Raw genomic sequence first — 15,647 nt, 5'->3', positions numbered from 1 at the left:
CCGTGCGATGTGCCCGTACAGCCTATGCGCAGCGTCCGGCCCCGGGAGCCGTTCGGCGACTTCCCGCCGCCCGCTCCCCCGGCCGCCCGGTGCCCCCGGCCGCGCCGGCGCGGGCCGTCAGCAGACCTCTTCCAGGTCGCGCCACTCCCGGGTGTCCGGGCTGTCGGCGACCCAGCCGTCCAGCAGTCCCCGTACCAGTCCCGGCGGCGCGGCGATGCCGCACTCGCGCTCCGGCGCCCACAGCTCCCCCGCCGTGCGGTGGCCGAGCGGTCCTGGATGGCCCGGCTCGCTGTGGTCGTGCGGGTCGAGGTGCTCGTTGTCGCCCTCGGCGCTCGGCATCCGGCTCTCGGAGCAGGCGCGGCACAGCAGCCGTACGGACGAGGACCAGTCCTCGGCGGCGAACCCGGCGTCGGCCGCCAGCCGCTCCAGGGCGTCCCGGTCGGCCTCGGTCGCCGCCTCCAGCAGCACCACCCAGGTGGGTACGGGCGAGGGGGCCCACAGCTCGATCTCGTCGAAGACGGGGTAGGCGCGCGTGGCGCCGTCCTGGCCCGCCGATGTGGTCCGCTCGCCGTTGGGGACGCCGTCGTGCAGGACGACCTCGCCCCAGCGCCGCCCGGAGGACGGCAGCGGAATGGACAGGACCTCGATCCTGGCCGGGTCGAGCCTGCGGCCCCAGACGACCTCGGCCTCGCCCTCGGGCGAGAGCCGGACGGCGGCGCTGCCCAGCTCCATGCCCTCCGGCTCTCCGTTGGCGGCTCCGGCCGGGCGTATGGGCTGCGGATTGCCCGGCACGCGCAGCCCGTACGCCTGCCAGGCGCGGCGGGCCAGCGGCCAGTCCTGGAGCGCGGTGGCGGCGATCCCGACGTTCCACCAGTCGGGGGCGCCGGTCTCCTTGTCGAGCAGCGCGACGGCCCGCAGTCCGGCGGCGCGGGCCTGCTCCCAGTCGTGCCGGAACTTATGCAGGAGCGCCAGATTGAACCAGGACTCGGAGAGCCAGGGTTCCAGGTCCGCCGCGCGCGTCAGCAGCGCGCCCGCGTCCTCGTACCGGCCGTCACCGATCAGCGTGAACGCGCGGTCGGTGGCCTGCCGCCACGAGGCGGAGGGCCGATGCCGTACCTTCCCGAAGATCCTCACGATTCCCGCCTGCCGGTCGCTCGGGTCAGTGCCCCCGGACACCTTTTTCCTCGACTTCTTCGACACCCGCTGCTTCGCATCCAACCATGCTCGGTCGGGCGCCCGCTCATTACCCATCGGTTACCCCTTCCGACCAGGCACCGAGCGGCTCCTGGACAGGACGCGCGCCAGGGATTCCACCACCTCGGGCTGGTAGTCGTACGCCGTAGCGAGGCGCAGCCGCTCCAGAGCCCTGAGCGGTCCGCTCGCACTGGCACATTCCCCGACCAGGTCGTCGTACGCGTTGACGGCGCGAACGATCCGGGCGGACAGCGGCTGCTCCCGGTACGGATCGGCCTGCCGCTCCACGACGGTCGCGACGGCGGACGGCACCCCGGTCTGCCGTACCACCGCGCCGCCGAGCAGGGCGATGCGCCGCTGCTCGGCCATCGGCAGCAGGGCCGTGGCGCCCTCGGGGACCGGGTCCACCAGGGAGAGCTGGCCGATGTCGTGCATGAGGGCGGCGTACTCCAGAACGGTCAGCTCGCGCCCGGAGAGCCCCAGCTCGCGCCCCACGGCGCAGCTCAGCTCGGCGACGCGGTGGGCGTGGCCGGGCGAGGTGTATCCGGCGATCTCGGTGGCGCGCGCGAGGGAGGCGATGGTCTGCCGGTAGGTGGTGCGGACGGCGGCGTACCGGCGGAAGGAGAGCTGGGTGAGCAGCAGCGGTACGCAGAAGACCGGCAGCGCCCACAGCCCCGCGACCGCGACGCCGAGCGCGATGACCGCTCCGGTCGCGCAGACCGCGGAGCCGATGTGCAGCAGCGCCCGCAGTTCGTCGCGCAGCAGGGGCCCGAAGGGGTGGTGGGTGCGGGCCCGCAGGATCAGGGCGGTCAGTACGGCGTCGCAGAGCGCGGTGAGCGCGAGCAGCAGCAGGAGCAGCAGCGCGTAGCCGGGGCCGGAGCCGAACTGGTGGCGCAGCTCGTCCGCGTTGTACAGCGGCTGGAAGCAGACGGCCGCGAATCCGGTGGTGAGGGTGCGTCTGACCAGGTGGTCCAGGGCCGGTCCCGCTCCCCTGGCGACGTGCGGGACGGCCCCGGCGAGGGCCGCCGCCAGGACGACGGTGACGGTCTGGAGGACGCCGTGGTGGGTCTGCTGTCCGGCGTTCTCGCCCAGCAGCGCGTAGCCGAGGGCCCCGGCGGCGGCGAGCGGGGCGGGTTCGCGCTCGCCGGGGACCGCGCCCCAGCGGGCCAGTTCACCGACGGCGACGAGCACGCCGAAGGCGAGGGCGATCCGGGGCTCGGCGAGCCCGTTCCAGAGGGTGGAGCCGAGCCCGGCGAGGGTCAGCAGCCCGGCCGCGCCGTACACGCCGAGGACGGTCGGGGAGACGGGGTGGCGGCGCCCGGCGGCGGTCCCGACGACGGCCGCCGTCATCGGTGACCGCTCCGGGGCGCCTGGCCCGGTGCGCCGGTCCTGGCAGGAGGGACGTTTCCGCGCCCGGCGGTCGCGGGCCGGCGCCCAGGAGGCGGGTCGGGGAGCGGGGCCGACTCCGGTGCGGGCGCCTGGCGCTGGGCGGGCGCCCGGGTCTCGTCCGCCGTGACCGCCGTGCGCCAGCCGTGCCGGTCCAGGGCGCACACCAGCGCCCGCACCATCTCGGGGTCGAACTGCGTGCCCGCGCACCGCTCCAGCTCCGCGACGGCGGCGGGCACGGGCCGTCCGCGCCGGTACGAGCGGGTCGACGTCATCGCGTCGAACGCGTCGGCCACGGCCACCACCCGCGCGAACTCGGGGATGCGGTCCCCGGCGAGCCCGTACGGATAGCCGCTGCCGTCGAGGCGCTCGTGGTGGTGCAGGATCGCCGAGCGGGCCTCGCCGAGGAACCCGATGCCGCGCACCATCTCGTGTCCGTACTCCGGGTGCAGCTCGATCACCCGGCGTTCCTCGGGGGTCAGCGGCCCGTCCTTGCGCAGCACCCGGGTGGGGACGCCGAGCTTGCCGACGTCGTGCAGGATTCCGGCGAAGCGGAGCATCTCGATCCGTTCCTGTTCCATGCCCATCTCCTGGGCGATCAGCACGGAGGCGTGCCCGACCCGCTCGCTGTGCCCCCGGGTGTAGGTGTCCTTGATGTCGACGGCCTGCACGAGCGCCCTGATGGTGGCCTGGTGGGCGGCGCGCTCGCGGTGGTACTGGGCGAAGACCCAGCAGGAGATGTACATGGGCAGCAGGACGAGCAGCGCCGAGGCCGGGCCGTACGGGCTGCGCCACAGGACGGCCATCATCAGCCCGGCCAGCCCGTGGGCGCCGTGCGGGGCGAGCGAGCGGGACAGCAGCCCGCGCCAGGCGGTGCGCGCGGGCAGCCGCTCGGCGGTGAGGAGGATGCCGCCGTCCAGGGCGCACAGCACCAGGCAGAAGGCGAGGGCCGCGGCGCCGGCGGGCAGCAGGACGTACGGGAAGTCGGGCACGGTGAGCCCGTACCCGCCGCCGCCGAGCGCGACGGGACCGCCGAGGACCACCTGGGCCCGCGAGGCCGCCCAGGTCGCCACGGCGAGCTGCGCCGCGCGCCAGATCCGCCGCGCGGTCCTCGGCTTCCGCTCGACCTTGCCGCACAGCGCGCCCGGCACGGCCACCAGCGCGGCGGCGGCGGGCGGCAGCAGCAGGGCGGCGGCGATGAGCACGGGGAAGAACGACCCGGCGGCGACCGGTACGGAGCCGCTCACCGACCGGCCGAGGAGGCGGCAGCGGGCGGGCAGCTCACAGAAGGCGTAGACGGCGGCCAGCAGGGCGGTCGCCCGCCACGGGGTGCCGGCGCCCGGTGCGGGATAGGCGCAGGCCGCCGCGCAGAGCGCGACGCACAGGATGTACGCGCGTCCCGCACCCGGTATGACCCTCACGCGTCCCCACCCCCCTCGCCCGGCCCGAACAGACGGTCAGGCTAGCGAGTTGGGGGGCCGCGATCGGCCGAATGAGGGGGATTAGCACCTTCGAGTGATTTTGGTGCCGTGCGGCTGTACGTGCGGATGCGTCGCGCTTATTCCTTGGCCAGGCCCGGCAGGTCCACGCCCGCCGAGGACACCTCGTGGCCCGTCGTCCCGCGCCCCGCCGTCCCGCGCTCCGCGGTCGTCGTCCCGTGCGTGGCGGTGGAGGTCACATCGTGCTCCGGCACGGCCTGACCCGACCTGATCAAATCGATTCTGCCCATGACCTTGGAGCGCAGGTCGGCCGGTACGTCGTCCGATCCGCAGCACCGCTTGACCAGCTTCTTCACGGCCCGCTCAAGGCCGTACTTCTCCAGGCACGGGGAGCACTCCTCGAAGTGCACCTCGAACTTGGTGCAGTCGCTGTCGGGCATTTCGTGGTCGAGGAACTCGTAGAGGTGGTCGAGAACCTCGGCGCAATCCGTCTCATGCGGCTCTCCGCAGCTCATGAGTCCGAACCTTTCCGATCATCCGACGGCTCTCCGACACCCGCCGGCACGAGCCCGCGGTCACGGGCGTAGTCCTCCAGCATGCCGCGCAGTTGGCGGCGGCCGCGGTGGAGTCGCGACATCACCGTACCGATGGGTGTCCCCATGATGTCCGCGATCTCCTTGTAGGCAAAGCCCTCGACGTCCGCGAGATACACGGCGATGCGGAACTCTTCGGGAATCGCCTGGAGCGCGGACTTCACATCCGAGTCCGGAAGGTGGTCGAGGGCCTGGGACTCGGCGGAGCGCAGCCCGGTCGACATGTGCGACTCGGCGCGCGCCAGCTGCCAGTCCTCGATCTCCTCGGCGGCGCTGCGCTGGGGCTCACGCTGCTTCTTGCGATACGAGTTGATGAATGTGTTGGTGAGGATGCGGTACATCCACGCCTTGAGGTTCGTTCCTTCGCGGAACTGGTGGAAGGAGGCGTACGCCTTGGCATAGGTCTCCTGCACGAGGTCCTCGGCGTCGGCCGGATTGCGCGTCATGCGCAGCGCGGCCGAGTACATCTGATCGAGGTAGCCCAGCGCGTCCCGCTCGAACCGGGCGTTGCGCTCAGCGGTGGTCTCCTCGATCCGGCCGTCGTCGGTCGTTCCGTCGGTCCCTGTGACCGGACCCACCTCCTCCAACGCTGTGGCGGGACCGAATGCGGACCCACTCGAATCGGAGAATAGTCGACCTTGTCGCGACGGGGCCTGTCGGTCCGCTCCTCCGGCCGTCCGGCCGGCGCCGGTCTTGGCGGCGGAAAGCACCGTCCACTCCAGGTCAGTGGCTTCTGAGCGGCGCGGGCAGATGGTCGAACCCATACGACGGACTCCCTCTCGATGCGCGATGTACCGGCTGTGCCCTTGACAACAGAGACACCTTGCTCAACATTCCCGGAGGCCGCCCAGCCAGGCCGCCACCGACCGGGTGATCAGCTCCAGCGCCTCGTCCCCCGTCGACGGCGCCCGCTTCGGCACGGCGAACCCGTGGTCGCCGTACGGGACCTCGACCAGCTCGTACGGCACGTCCCCGGACGCGGCGTCCGGGGCCGGGAACTCGGCGGGCTTCCCGAACGGGTCGTTCCCGCCCTGCACGACGAGGGCCGGGACGCCGGCCGTCAGCAGCTCGGCGCTCCGGGACTTCTCCGGCCTGCCCGGCGGGTGCAGCGGGAAGCTGAGCGCGAGCACGGCGCGGGCGCCCAGCTCACGCGCCGTGCGGCAGGCCACGCGCGCCCCGGCGCTGCGCCCGCCCGCGACGACCGGCGGCCCGGAACCGGCCAGCGCGGGCCAGAGCGCCCGCCAGCCGGTGTCCAGGGTCTTCGGCGCGGGCGCCACCTTCCTGCCGGCCACCCGCCAGGGCTGCTCCACCAGGGCGACGGTGACGCCGAGCGCGGGCAGCGCACCGGCCAGCGCGGCCAGGTCGCGGGCCTCGATGCCGCCGCCGGCGCCGTGCCCGAGGGCGAGGACGAGACGGGGGCGCCGGGCGCGGTGCCAGGTGATCCGGGCCTCCCCGGCGGGGGTGTCGACGGTCTGGGTGTCTGTGGTCACCCGGCCCATCCTGCCGCCCGGCGGTGGATCCTCAGAAGAGCGTGCTCTCCTCGGGCGCGGCCAGTTCCGCCGGCAGTTCGGGCCCGTTGTTGCGGACATTGCTGACGGCCGTCGCCACGGGGTACGCCCGCATCAGCCCGGCGGGCGGCGGCGCGAGCAGGCTCCGCAGCTCGTCCGGGTCGGTACGGGCCGGGTCGAGCCAGGCGTCCCAGCGGTCCGGGGTCAGCATCAGCGGCATCCGGGGGTGGATGTCGGCGAGCGCCCCGGGCCCCTCGGCCGGGGCCACCGCGAGCGGCGCGGTCTCCGCCTCGGTGGTGAGCACCGAGCAGGTCGCCCACCAGGCGGCCGGGTGGTCGGGCGGCAGCGTGGGGTCGCGCCAGAACTCGTACACACCGGCCAGGGCCATCACCGAGCCGTCGGCGGGGGTGACGAAGTACGGCTGCTTGCGCGACCGCTTCTTCTTGCCCTCTTCCTCCAGCTGCCGTTCCTCGGAGCCGGTGGCCCACTCGTAGTACCCGTCGGCCGGCAGGATGCAGCGCCGCGCGGCGAACGCCCGCCGGAACGAGGGCTTCTCGTGCACGGTCTCCGACCGTGCGTTGAACATCCGGGCCGCGCCCTCGGGGGTCTTCGCCCAGGAGGGCACCAGCCCCCACCGGAGCCGCCGCAGCTGCCGGACCGGCCGGCGATCGGGCGCCTCTTTGAGAGGGCGCTCCAGCACGGCGTAGACCTCTTTGGTGGGCGCCACGTTCCAGTCGGGGGCGAGGGTCTCGGCCGGCTCCCACTTCTCGATCCCGAAGACCCCTTGAAGATCCTCGGGCCGCCGGCTCGCCGCGTACCGTCCGCACATCTGTTCCGGCCCCCTTCGTACCCCGGCAATCCTACTGTTCCGGGGCGTGGACCAGGAGTCCGGGAGGCCGGGGTTCCCGCGAGGGGCACCGGTCGGCGCGTACCTGCCGATGCCGCGTGTGGACCGCCTGTGCGTCCGCGCCCCCCGGGAACGGCCGGCCGCGGGTGGGCGTCTTTCACCCGTACCGCGTACGAGTGCCAGACTGCCACGACGCATCCCCAGTTGAGGAGCCCCGGAGAAATGGCCAGCATCGACCCCGCCTCGCTCGGCGATCTCTGGGATCGCGTCTTCGGCGATCAGCCCGCGCCCGACCGGTGGCTGGTGATCGTGACGGCGGCCGTCGCGCTCGTCGCCGTCGTACCGCACGCGCTCTGGCGGCTGACCCGCAACGCGATCACCATCGCGCACGAGGGCGGCCACGGGCTCATAGCCCTGGTCTCCGGGCGCCGGCTGGACGGTATCCGGCTGCACTCGGACACCTCGGGGCTGACCGTGAGCCGGGGCAGGCCCACCGGGATCGGCATGATCCTCACGGCGGCGGCCGGCTACACCGCGCCGCCCCTGCTGGGGCTCGGCGGGGCGTGGCTGCTCTCCGCGCACCACATCACCCTGCTGCTGTGGCTGGCCACGGCGCTGCTGCTGGCGATGCTGGTGATGATCCGCAACGCGTACGGCGCCCTCACCGTGATCGTGACGGGGGCGGCGTTCCTGCTCATCTCGTGGCTGACCGGTCCCGAGATCCAGTCGGCGTTCGCGTACACCGCCGTGTGGTTCCTGCTGCTGGGAGGCGTACGCCCGGCGTTCGAGCTCCAGTCCAAGCGCGGCCGGGGCGGCGCCGGGGACTCGGACGCGGACCAGCTGGGCCGGCTGACGCACACACCGCCGCTGGTGTGGCTGCTGTTCTTCCACGCCGTCTCGCTCTGCTCGCTCATCGGCGGCGGGCGCTGGCTGCTGGACGTGTAGTGCCCTATCACCCTCTGATTACGCCCCGGTTTCAGGGCATTTGATCAGGATCAGGGCCCGTCGGGAACCACTAAAGTGTTGGCCATGACCGAAAGCTCCACGCACCCCGCCCTCTGGCCCGCCCCCTACGCGAGCGGGGCCGTCGAAGCGACGGTCACCGTGCCCGGATCCAAATCGGTCACCAACCGCGGTCTGGTCCTCGCCGCGCTGGCCGCCGAGCCCGGCTGGCTGCGCCGCCCGCTGCGCTCGCGCGACACCCTGCTGATGGCCGAGGCGCTGCGGGCCATGGGCGTCGGCATCGAGGAGACCGTCTCCTCCAGCTCCACCGGCGACGCCACCACGGGCGAGGCGTGGCGGGTGATCCCCTCGGGGCTGCACGGCCCGGTCACGGTCGACGTCGGCAACGCCGGTACGGTGATGCGCTTCCTGCCGCCCGTGGCGACGCTGGCGGACGGCCCGGTGCGGTTCGAGGGCGACCCGCGCTCCTACGAACGTCCGCTGCACAGCGTCATCGACGCGCTGCGGGTCCTCGGCGCCCGGATCGACGACGACGGCCGCGGGTCCCTCCCGCTGACCGTGCACGGCGGTGGCGCGCTGGACGGCGGCCCGGTCGAGATCGACGCCTCCGCGTCCTCCCAGTTCGTCTCGGCGCTGCTGCTGTCGGGCGCCCGCTTCAACCAGGGCGTGGAGGTACGGCACATCGGCTCCGTACTGCCCTCCCTGCCGCACATCCGGATGACGGTCGACATGCTGCGCGGGGTCGGCGCCCAGGTGGACGAGCCGGAGACCGGCGGTGAGCCCAATGTCTGGCGGGTCTCCAGCGGCGCGCTGCTCGGCCGCGATCTGACCGTGGAGCCCGATCTCTCCAACGCCCAGCCGTTCCTGGCGGCGGCGCTGGTCACCGGCGGCCGGGTGACCGTCCCCGACTGGCCGGTCAGGACCACGCAGCCGGGGGACGCGCTGCGCGAGATCTTCACCGCGATGGGCGGTGTCTGCGAGTTCACCGAGACCGCCGAGTCCACCAGCCTCACCTTCACGGGCACCGGGCGGATCCACGGAGTCGACCTCGATCTGAGCGAGGTCGGGGAGCTGACGCCCGGGATCGCCGCCGTCGCCGCGCTCGCGGACTCGCCCTCGACCCTGCGCGGCGTCGCCCATCTGCGGCTGCACGAGACCGACCGGCTGGCCGCGCTCACCAAGGAGATCAACGAGCTGGGCGGTGATGTCACCGAGACCGCCGACGGCCTGCACATCCGCCCGCGCCCGCTGCACGGCGGCGTGTTCCACACGTACGAGGACCACCGCATGGCCACGGCCGGTTCGATCATCGGCCTGGTGGTGAAGGGGGTGGAGATCGAGAACGTCGCCACGACCGCGAAGACCCTGCCCGATTTCCCGCGGATGTGGACGGACATGCTCGCGGGAGCGGGATCGGGAGCCTGACGCGATGCGGCGCTACGGCAAGAACCCGGACGAGGACGACATCCGTACCCGTCCCAACCCCAAGGGCAACCGCCCGCGTACGAACATCAGGCCCAAGCACGAGGACGCGGCGGAGGGCATGGTCCTCACCGTCGACCGGGGCCGGCTGACCTGTCTCGTCGACGACCGGGTCGTCCTCGCGATGAAGGCGCGCGAGCTGGGCCGCAAGGCCGCGGTGGTGGGCGATCAGGTCTTCCTCGTCGGCGATCTGTCCGGCAAGAAGGACACGCTGGCGCGGATCGTACGGATCGAGAAGCGCCGCTCGGTGCTCCGGCGCACGGCGGACGACGACGATCCGTACGAGCGCGTGGTCGTCGCCAACGCCGACCAGCTGGCGATCGTCACGGCGCTCGCCGACCCCGAGCCGCGCCCCCGGCTGATCGACCGCTGCCTGGTCGCGGCGTTCGACGCGGGGCTGGAGCCGCTGCTGGTGCTGACCAAGTCGGACCTGGCGTCGGCGGACGAACTGCTGGAGACGTACCGGACGCTGGGCATCCGCTATGTCGTCACCCGCCGCGACGAGCTGGTGAGCGGGCACGCGGCGGATCTCGTGCGGGAGTATCTGGACGGCCGGGTCACGGCCTTCGTCGGCCACTCGGGCGTCGGCAAGACGACCCTGGTCAACGCGCTCGTGCCGGACGACCGGCACCGCATCACCGGGAGCGTCAACGCGGTGACGGGACGGGGCCGGCACACGACCACCTCGGCGCTCGCGCTGCCGCTGGCGAAGGCGGAGGGCTGGGTGATCGACACGCCCGGTATCCGCTCCTTCGGGCTGCACCACGTCGATCCGTCCCGGGTCATCCTCGCCTTTCCCGACCTGGTGCCGGGCACGGAGGGCTGCCCCCGCGCGTGCAGCCACGACGAGCCGGACTGCGCGCTCGACGCGTGGGTCGCCGAGGGCCACGCCGAACCGGCCCGGCTCTACTCGCTGCGGCGGCTGCTCGCCACCCGGGAGCGACGCGAGGGCGACTGACCGGCGTACCTTCACGGTCATTCCGCTCCGGTAAGGCCATAATCACACCAGGCGGGACCAGCCCTTGGAGCCGGACGAGCCGGACCGGGGGCCACTGACGCGGGGAGGCCCTTGACGATGGCGTGGCTGCTGGTTGTGGTCGCCGGAATCCTGGAGACGGGTTTCGCCGTCTGTCTCAAGCTCTCCCACGGTTTCACCCGGCTGTGGCCGACGATCGCCTTCGCGGCCTTCGCGCTCGGCAGCTTCGGGCTGCTGACGCTGGCGCTGCGCAAGCTCGACGTGGGTCCCGCGTACGCGGTCTGGACGGGTATCGGCGCGGCGGGCACCGCGATCTACGGAATGATCTTCCTCGGCGACATCGTGTCCGTACTCAAACTCATCTCCATCTCGCTGGTGATCGTCGGCGTCATCGGGCTTCAGCTCTCGGGCTCGGCGCACTGAGCAGCGCGGACGGCACCGCGGTGACGGCGGTACGGACCAGCGGCCCCACGGAGTCCCCGCCGGGCGCGACGAGGTGGGCCAGCGCGAGGCGTACGGCCAGCTCGCAGCGGTGCAGCAGTTCGGCGCGGCCCTGATCCATCCGGCTGCGGTCGAGCGCCGCCGCCGATCTGTCCCGTACCAGCGCCACCAGCTCCGTGGCGGCGGGCGGTCCGGCGTCGGCGCGGCGCTGGGCCGGGACGGCGGACGGGGTGGCGGTGGGCCGGACGGGACGGGGCGCGGGCAGCCACGACCCCCAGCAGCCGGTCAGCAGCGCGCGCAGCAGCGGCCGGGCCACGGCCTCGCCGACGGTCCACTCGGCGACGGCCACCAGCCGGTCGGCGGGGTCCGCGCGCTCTTGCAGCAACCGTTCCACACCGTGCAGATAGCGGTCGGCCTCGCGGCGCAGCAGCGCGCGGGCCAGGCCGTCCTTGCTGCCGAATTCGTTGTACAGGGTCTGCCTGGAGAGACCGGCGGCCGACGCCACGTCGACCATCCTGACCGTGGACCAGGGCGCCTCGGCGAGGGCCGAGAAGGCGGCGTCGAGCAGGGCTTCGCGCGCTGAAGGCATCGTTGTCTCCGGGACGGTTCGGCTCTGGGGCTCGGATCTTTGGCGGTGGTCGGTGGTCGGTGGCGGTGGTCGGTGGTCGGTGACGCGTCGGTGTGCGGGCTTCGCGTGGCGCGTCGGCGTGCAGAGGTTCGGGCGTTCGGCGTCACCTCGCCGGTCGCCGTCACGTCGTCGGCGCCGGGTCATCCGTGCGAGTGCTGTCGGTGCCGGCCGGGCTCGAATACGCGCTCAGAGTTGACGGGTCGTCGCTGTCTGTCAAGACCGGCGGCGACTTCACGCCGGATCGCGCGGTGCCCACGGAGCGGACCTCGTGGCCGGGCGCGGCGCCCGGTGGATACTGTGACGCCCATGCCCGATTACCACGATGACCTGCGTCTCGCCCATGTCCTGGCGGACGCCGCCGACGCCGTGACCATGGACCGTTTCAAGGCGCTGGACCTCAAGGTCGAGACCAAGCCGGACATGACCCCGGTGAGCGAGGCCGACAAGGCGGCCGAGGAGCTGATCCGGAGCCATCTCAAGCGGGCCCGGCCGCGCGACGCGATCCTGGGCGAGGAGTACGGGGTCGAGGGGACGGGGCCGCGCCGCTGGGTCGTCGACCCCATCGACGGCACCAAGAACTACGTCCGCGGTGTGCCGGTCTGGGCGACGCTGATCTCGCTGATGGTGAGCGCCGAGGGCGGTTACGAGCCGGTCGTCGGCGTGGTCTCGGCGCCGGCGCTCGGCCGGCGCTGGTGGGCGGCGAAGGGCGGCGGCGCGTACACGGGGCGCAGCCTGACCTCGGCGAGCCCGTTGCGCGTCTCGAACGTCTCGCGGGTCCAGGACGCGTCGTTCGCGTACTCCTCGCTGACCGGCTGGGAGGAGCAGGGGCGGCTCGACGGCTTCCTGGATCTGACCCGGGCCTGCTGGCGCACCCGGGGGTACGGCGATTTCTGGCCGTACATGATGGTCGCCGAGGGTTCGGTGGACATCTGCGCCGAGCCCGAGCTGTCGCTGTGGGACATGGCGGCGCCCGCGATCGTCGTCCAGGAGGCGGGCGGCACCTTCACCGGCCTCGACGGGCGCCCCGGTCCGCACAGCGGCAACGCGGCGGCGTCGAACGGGGTGCTCCACGAGGAGCTGCTCGGGTATCTGAACCAGCGCTACTGACCTAACGGGGTGCCGCGCGGCCGGACCCGGCCGTGCCCGTGGGTCACGTGCGGCGGCCGGGGCGTTTGTCGGATTCGCGCACGCCCCGTGCTCGCTCCCAGCGACCCTTGCTGACGGCGCTCGACAGTGTCACTCTGAGAGTCCCCCCACTTGTGAACTTGTGAATCGTTTCTCGAAACCCCTCACCCGCTTCGCGAGCGGTTCACCTAGGAGGTGGCTCCACCCCATGCTCGTCCGTGACGCCATGAGTTCGGTGGTCCTGACCATCGGCCCCACCCACACCCTCCGCCAGGCGGCCCGGCTGATGTCGGCGCGCCGCGTCGGCGCCGCCGTCGTCCTCGACACCGACCACTGCGGCATCGGCATCCTCACCGAGCGGGACATCCTCAACTCGCTCGGTGCGGGCCAGAGCCCCGACACGGAGACGGCCTGTTCCCACACCACCAACGCCGTGGTCTTCGCGGCGCCGGCCTGGACGCTGGAGGAGGCCGCGGCCGCCATGTCGAACGGCGGCTTCCGGCATCTGATCGTGCTCGACGAGCGGGAGCCCGTCGGCATCGTCTCCGTACGCGACATCATCCGCTGCTGGGCGCCCGTCCGGCGGGCACCGGCCCGGCGGGAGGACGCCGTACCGGCGGGCGCCTGAGCGCCCGGCGGGGCGCGCCCCGCCGCCGGGGGGCCGGTTCGGCACGGCCCCGCGCGAGGCCGGGCGCGAACGGCGGAAGGGACCGGACCCCGTCAAGGACCCGGCCCCTTCCGCCTCGGCAGGACCGTCAGCCGCGCAGGGCCTGAACGGCGGCCTCCAGCCGCTTGCCGAAGTCACCGTCCGCCTGGCGGAAGTTGTTCACCGCGCGCTCGGCGATGTCGTCCCGCGACACCTTCGAGATGAACCCGGCGAGGTTGTCGACCAGCCGGGCCTTCTCGTCCTCGGAGAGCAGGCGGTAGAGGTTGCCCGCCTGCACGAAGTCGTTGTCCTCGGCGTGGCTCGGCGCCTCGTGGTTGCCCGTGCCGCCCGTGACCGGGACGGACTGCCACAGCGGCCGGTCCGTCTGGAAGGGCCCGCCGAAGCTGTTCGGCTCGTAGTTCTTCGCACCCTTGTGACGGCCGTCGTACAGGAAGCCGTCCCGGCTGTTCGTCCGGGCCTCGGTGGCGTGCGGACGGTTCACCGGAAGGTGGTCGGCGTTGATGCCGACGCGGTAGCGGTGGGCGTCGCCGTAGGCGAAGAGACGGCCCTGGAGCATCTTGTCCGGGGACGGGCCGATGCCGGGCACGAAGTGCGCCGGGGAGAAGATCGACTGCTCGACCTCGGCGAAGATGTTCTCCGGGTTGCGGTTCAGCTCCAGCTTGCCGATCTCGATCGGCGGGTAGTCCGCGTGCGGCCAGACCTTGGTCAGGTCGAACGGGTTGAAGCGGTAGGTCGCCGCGTCGGCCGCGGGCATGACCTGGATCTGCACCGTCCAGGACGGGAAGTCACCGCGCTCGATGGACTCGCGCAGATCGCGCTGGTGGGAGTCGGCGTCCTCACCGGCGAGCTTGTCGGCCTCGGCCTGGGTGAGGTTCTTGATCCCCTGGTCGGTCTTGAAGTGGTACTTGACCCAGAAGACCTCGCCGGCCTCGTTGTTCCACTGGTACGTGTGCGATCCGTACCCGTTCATGTGGCGCAGCGTCGCCGGGATGCCGCGGTCGCTGAACAGCCAGGTCACCTGGTGGGTGGACTCGGGCGACAGACCCCAGAAGTCCCAGACGTTGTCCGCCTCCTGCGAGCCGGTGTACGGGTCGCGCTTCTGGGTGTGGATGAAGTCGGGGAACTTGATGGCGTCCTTGATGAAGAACACCGGGGTGTTGTTGCCGACGAGGTCGTAGTTGCCCTCCTCGGTGTAGAACTTCAGCGCGAAGCCGCGGGGGTCACGCACCGCGTCGGCCGAGCCGAGGTTGCCCGCCACCGTGGAGAAGCGCAGGAAGGTCTCGGTCTGCTTGCCGACCTCGGAGAGGAACTTCGCGCGGGTCCACTGGGAGACGTCACGCGTCAGCGTGAAGGTGCCGTACGCGCCGGCGCCCCGGGCGTGCACGATGCGCTCCGGGATGCGCTCACGGTTGAAGTGCGCCAGCTTCTCCAGCAGCGCCTGGTCCTGGACCAGAACGGGACCACCGACGCCCGCGGTCTCGCTGTTCTGATTGTCGGCGACCGGCGCTCCGGCCTCCGTGGTGAGCGGTCCCTGCGTCACGTGCGCCTCCTGCGTCATTTACTGCAGTCCCTGTCCCTTGGCGATTGCCGGTCTCGATCCTACAATGGACTAAGTCCAAGTCAAGCAAACATCCAAAGTCGCACTGATTCGGGACCTGGGTCCCCTCACTGTTAGGCTGAGCCCATGAGTGACCTGTTGGAACGACTTCGCGGACGCGGCTGGCGCATGACGTCTCAGCGGCGCGTGGTGGCCGAGGTCCTCGACGGGGACCACGTCCATCTGACGGCCGACGAGGTGCACGCGCGCGCCGTCGCCAGACTTCCGGAGATCTCCCGGGCGACCGTCTACAACACCCTGGGTGAGATGGTCACGCTCGGCGAGGTCATCGAGGTCTCCACGGACCGCCGCGCCAAGCGGTACGACCCGAACGCGCACCGCCCGCACCACCACCTGGTCTGCGCCCGGTGCGGCGCGATCCGCGATGTCCACCCCGGGGGCGACCCGCTGGCGGATCTGCCCGAGAGCGAGCGCTTCGGCTTCACGGTGTCGGGCGTCGAGATGACCTACCGGGGCACCTGCCCCAACTGCGCCTCCGCGTAAACGGTTCTCCCGGAGGACACTCCGCCCGGGTGCGCCGGCGCGGCTCGCTGCGGCGCACCCCGCGTTCCCTTCGTCCGTCCTTCCGTCCATGCCGACGGGACGACGGACGTGCACATGCCGAAGGCCCGGATCTCTGACGAGATCCGGGCCTTCGGTTTCAGTAGCGGGGACAGGATTTGAACCTGCGACCTCTGGGTTATGAGCCCAGCGAGCTACCGAGCTGCTCCACCCCGCGCCGCTGAACGCAACATTACGTCGCGCCGCCGACCAGCGCAAATCCGATGTCGACGGCCGGAG

Annotated in this window: 16 protein-coding genes and 1 tRNA gene; 7 read left to right on the top strand and 10 right to left on the bottom strand. The window is 72.3% G+C overall.

Annotated features, from left to right (window positions below; translation table 11 throughout):
• Window positions 1–117: 117 nt before the first annotated feature.
• The 7 genes from ACFY6S_RS23985 to ACFY6S_RS23955 all read right to left on the bottom strand — a co-directional run bounded on the left by ACFY6S_RS23985 (window position 118) and on the right by ACFY6S_RS23955 (window position 6,949).
• Window positions 118–1,134: a tetratricopeptide repeat protein gene (locus ACFY6S_RS23985; RefSeq protein WP_388817874.1), complete on the bottom strand. Its 1,017-nt coding sequence runs from the start codon at window positions 1,132–1,134 to the stop codon at window positions 118–120.
• Window positions 1,135–1,254: 120 nt separating this feature from the next.
• A complete protein-coding gene (locus ACFY6S_RS23980) occupies window positions 1,255–2,544 on the bottom strand; it encodes an HD-GYP domain-containing protein (RefSeq protein WP_388815211.1) in 1,290 nt (429 codons plus the stop codon).
• The gene (locus tag ACFY6S_RS23975) at window positions 2,541–4,001 is read right to left on the bottom strand and encodes an HD-GYP domain-containing protein (protein WP_388815213.1); all 1,461 of its coding nucleotides are present in this window, start codon (window positions 3,999–4,001) and stop codon (window positions 2,541–2,543) included. Before ACFY6S_RS23975 ends, ACFY6S_RS23980 begins: the two co-directional genes overlap by 4 nt.
• Window positions 4,002–4,138: 137 nt before the next feature.
• The gene (gene rsrA, locus ACFY6S_RS23970) at window positions 4,139–4,534 is read right to left on the bottom strand and encodes a mycothiol system anti-sigma-R factor (protein WP_388815215.1); all 396 of its coding nucleotides are present in this window, start codon (window positions 4,532–4,534) and stop codon (window positions 4,139–4,141) included.
• A complete protein-coding gene (locus ACFY6S_RS23965) occupies window positions 4,531–5,190 on the bottom strand; it encodes a sigma-70 family RNA polymerase sigma factor (RefSeq protein WP_388817876.1) in 660 nt (219 codons plus the stop codon). The genes rsrA and ACFY6S_RS23965 overlap by 4 nt, the downstream gene beginning before the upstream one ends.
• Window positions 5,191–5,439: 249 nt before the next feature.
• Window positions 5,440–6,111, bottom strand: coding sequence for an alpha/beta family hydrolase (locus ACFY6S_RS23960; RefSeq protein ID WP_388815217.1), 672 nt, complete (start codon window positions 6,109–6,111; stop codon window positions 5,440–5,442).
• Between the two features lie 22 nt (window positions 6,112–6,133).
• Window positions 6,134–6,949 (bottom strand): SOS response-associated peptidase, encoded by an 816-nt coding sequence (locus tag ACFY6S_RS23955; protein WP_388815219.1) that lies wholly within the window; start codon window positions 6,947–6,949, stop codon window positions 6,134–6,136.
• 249 nt (window positions 6,950–7,198) lie between these two features.
• Here ACFY6S_RS23955 and ACFY6S_RS23950 point away from each other — a divergent pair, with 249 nt between their 5' ends.
• The 4 genes from ACFY6S_RS23950 (at window position 7,199) to ACFY6S_RS23935 (ending at window position 10,811) form a co-directional block, all read left to right on the top strand.
• On the top strand, window positions 7,199–7,912 hold the full coding sequence (locus tag ACFY6S_RS23950; protein ID WP_388817878.1) for a M50 family metallopeptidase: 714 nt from the start codon (window positions 7,199–7,201) through the stop codon (window positions 7,910–7,912).
• An 84-nt stretch (window positions 7,913–7,996) separates the two neighbouring features.
• A complete protein-coding gene (gene aroA, locus ACFY6S_RS23945) occupies window positions 7,997–9,355 on the top strand; it encodes a 3-phosphoshikimate 1-carboxyvinyltransferase (RefSeq protein WP_388815221.1) in 1,359 nt (452 codons plus the stop codon).
• A 4-nt stretch (window positions 9,356–9,359) separates the two neighbouring features.
• Window positions 9,360–10,370, top strand: a complete 1,011-nt coding sequence (gene rsgA / locus ACFY6S_RS23940) for a ribosome small subunit-dependent GTPase A (protein WP_329063688.1) — start codon at window positions 9,360–9,362, stop codon at window positions 10,368–10,370.
• Between the two features lie 117 nt (window positions 10,371–10,487).
• Window positions 10,488–10,811 (top strand): DMT family transporter, encoded by a 324-nt coding sequence (locus tag ACFY6S_RS23935; protein WP_388815224.1) that lies wholly within the window; start codon window positions 10,488–10,490, stop codon window positions 10,809–10,811.
• Here ACFY6S_RS23935 and ACFY6S_RS23930 read toward each other — a convergent pair.
• On the bottom strand, window positions 10,777–11,418 hold the full coding sequence (locus ACFY6S_RS23930; protein ID WP_388815226.1) for a TetR/AcrR family transcriptional regulator: 642 nt from the start codon (window positions 11,416–11,418) through the stop codon (window positions 10,777–10,779). The genes ACFY6S_RS23935 and ACFY6S_RS23930 overlap by 35 nt on opposite strands.
• A 345-nt stretch (window positions 11,419–11,763) precedes the next feature.
• Here ACFY6S_RS23930 and hisN point away from each other — a divergent pair, with 345 nt between their 5' ends.
• Together hisN and ACFY6S_RS23920 are read left to right on the top strand one after the other, a co-directional pair.
• On the top strand, window positions 11,764–12,564 hold the full coding sequence (hisN, locus tag ACFY6S_RS23925; protein ID WP_388815228.1) for a histidinol-phosphatase: 801 nt from the start codon (window positions 11,764–11,766) through the stop codon (window positions 12,562–12,564).
• A gap of 226 nt (window positions 12,565–12,790) precedes the next feature.
• Window positions 12,791–13,210: a cyclic nucleotide-binding/CBS domain-containing protein gene (locus tag ACFY6S_RS23920; protein WP_388815230.1), complete on the top strand. Its 420-nt coding sequence runs from the start codon at window positions 12,791–12,793 to the stop codon at window positions 13,208–13,210.
• A 127-nt stretch (window positions 13,211–13,337) separates the two neighbouring features.
• On the opposite strand, the gene ACFY6S_RS23915 is transcribed toward ACFY6S_RS23920, so the two are convergent.
• Window positions 13,338–14,807 carry a catalase gene (locus ACFY6S_RS23915; RefSeq protein WP_388815232.1) on the bottom strand — a complete coding sequence of 490 codons (1,470 nt, stop codon included), beginning with the start codon at window positions 14,805–14,807 and terminating at the stop codon, window positions 13,338–13,340.
• Window positions 14,808–14,933: 126 nt separating this feature from the next.
• Between ACFY6S_RS23915 and ACFY6S_RS23910 the strand changes: the two genes are divergently transcribed.
• Entirely contained in the window at window positions 14,934–15,350 is a 417-nt protein-coding gene (locus ACFY6S_RS23910; protein ID WP_388815234.1) for a Fur family transcriptional regulator, read from the top strand.
• 161 nt (window positions 15,351–15,511) lie between these two features.
• Here the strand turns inward: ACFY6S_RS23910 and ACFY6S_RS23905 are convergent.
• Window positions 15,512–15,585: transfer RNA gene (locus ACFY6S_RS23905), tRNA-Met, on the bottom strand.
• Window positions 15,586–15,647: the final 62 nt, after the last annotated feature.

This window comes from Streptomyces sp. NPDC012835 (genome assembly GCF_042900885.1).
Classification (GTDB): Bacteria; Actinomycetota; Actinomycetes; order Streptomycetales; family Streptomycetaceae; genus Streptomyces.
Note: the sequence above shows the minus strand (reverse complement) of the source record. Positions and strands in the feature narration are given on the sequence as shown.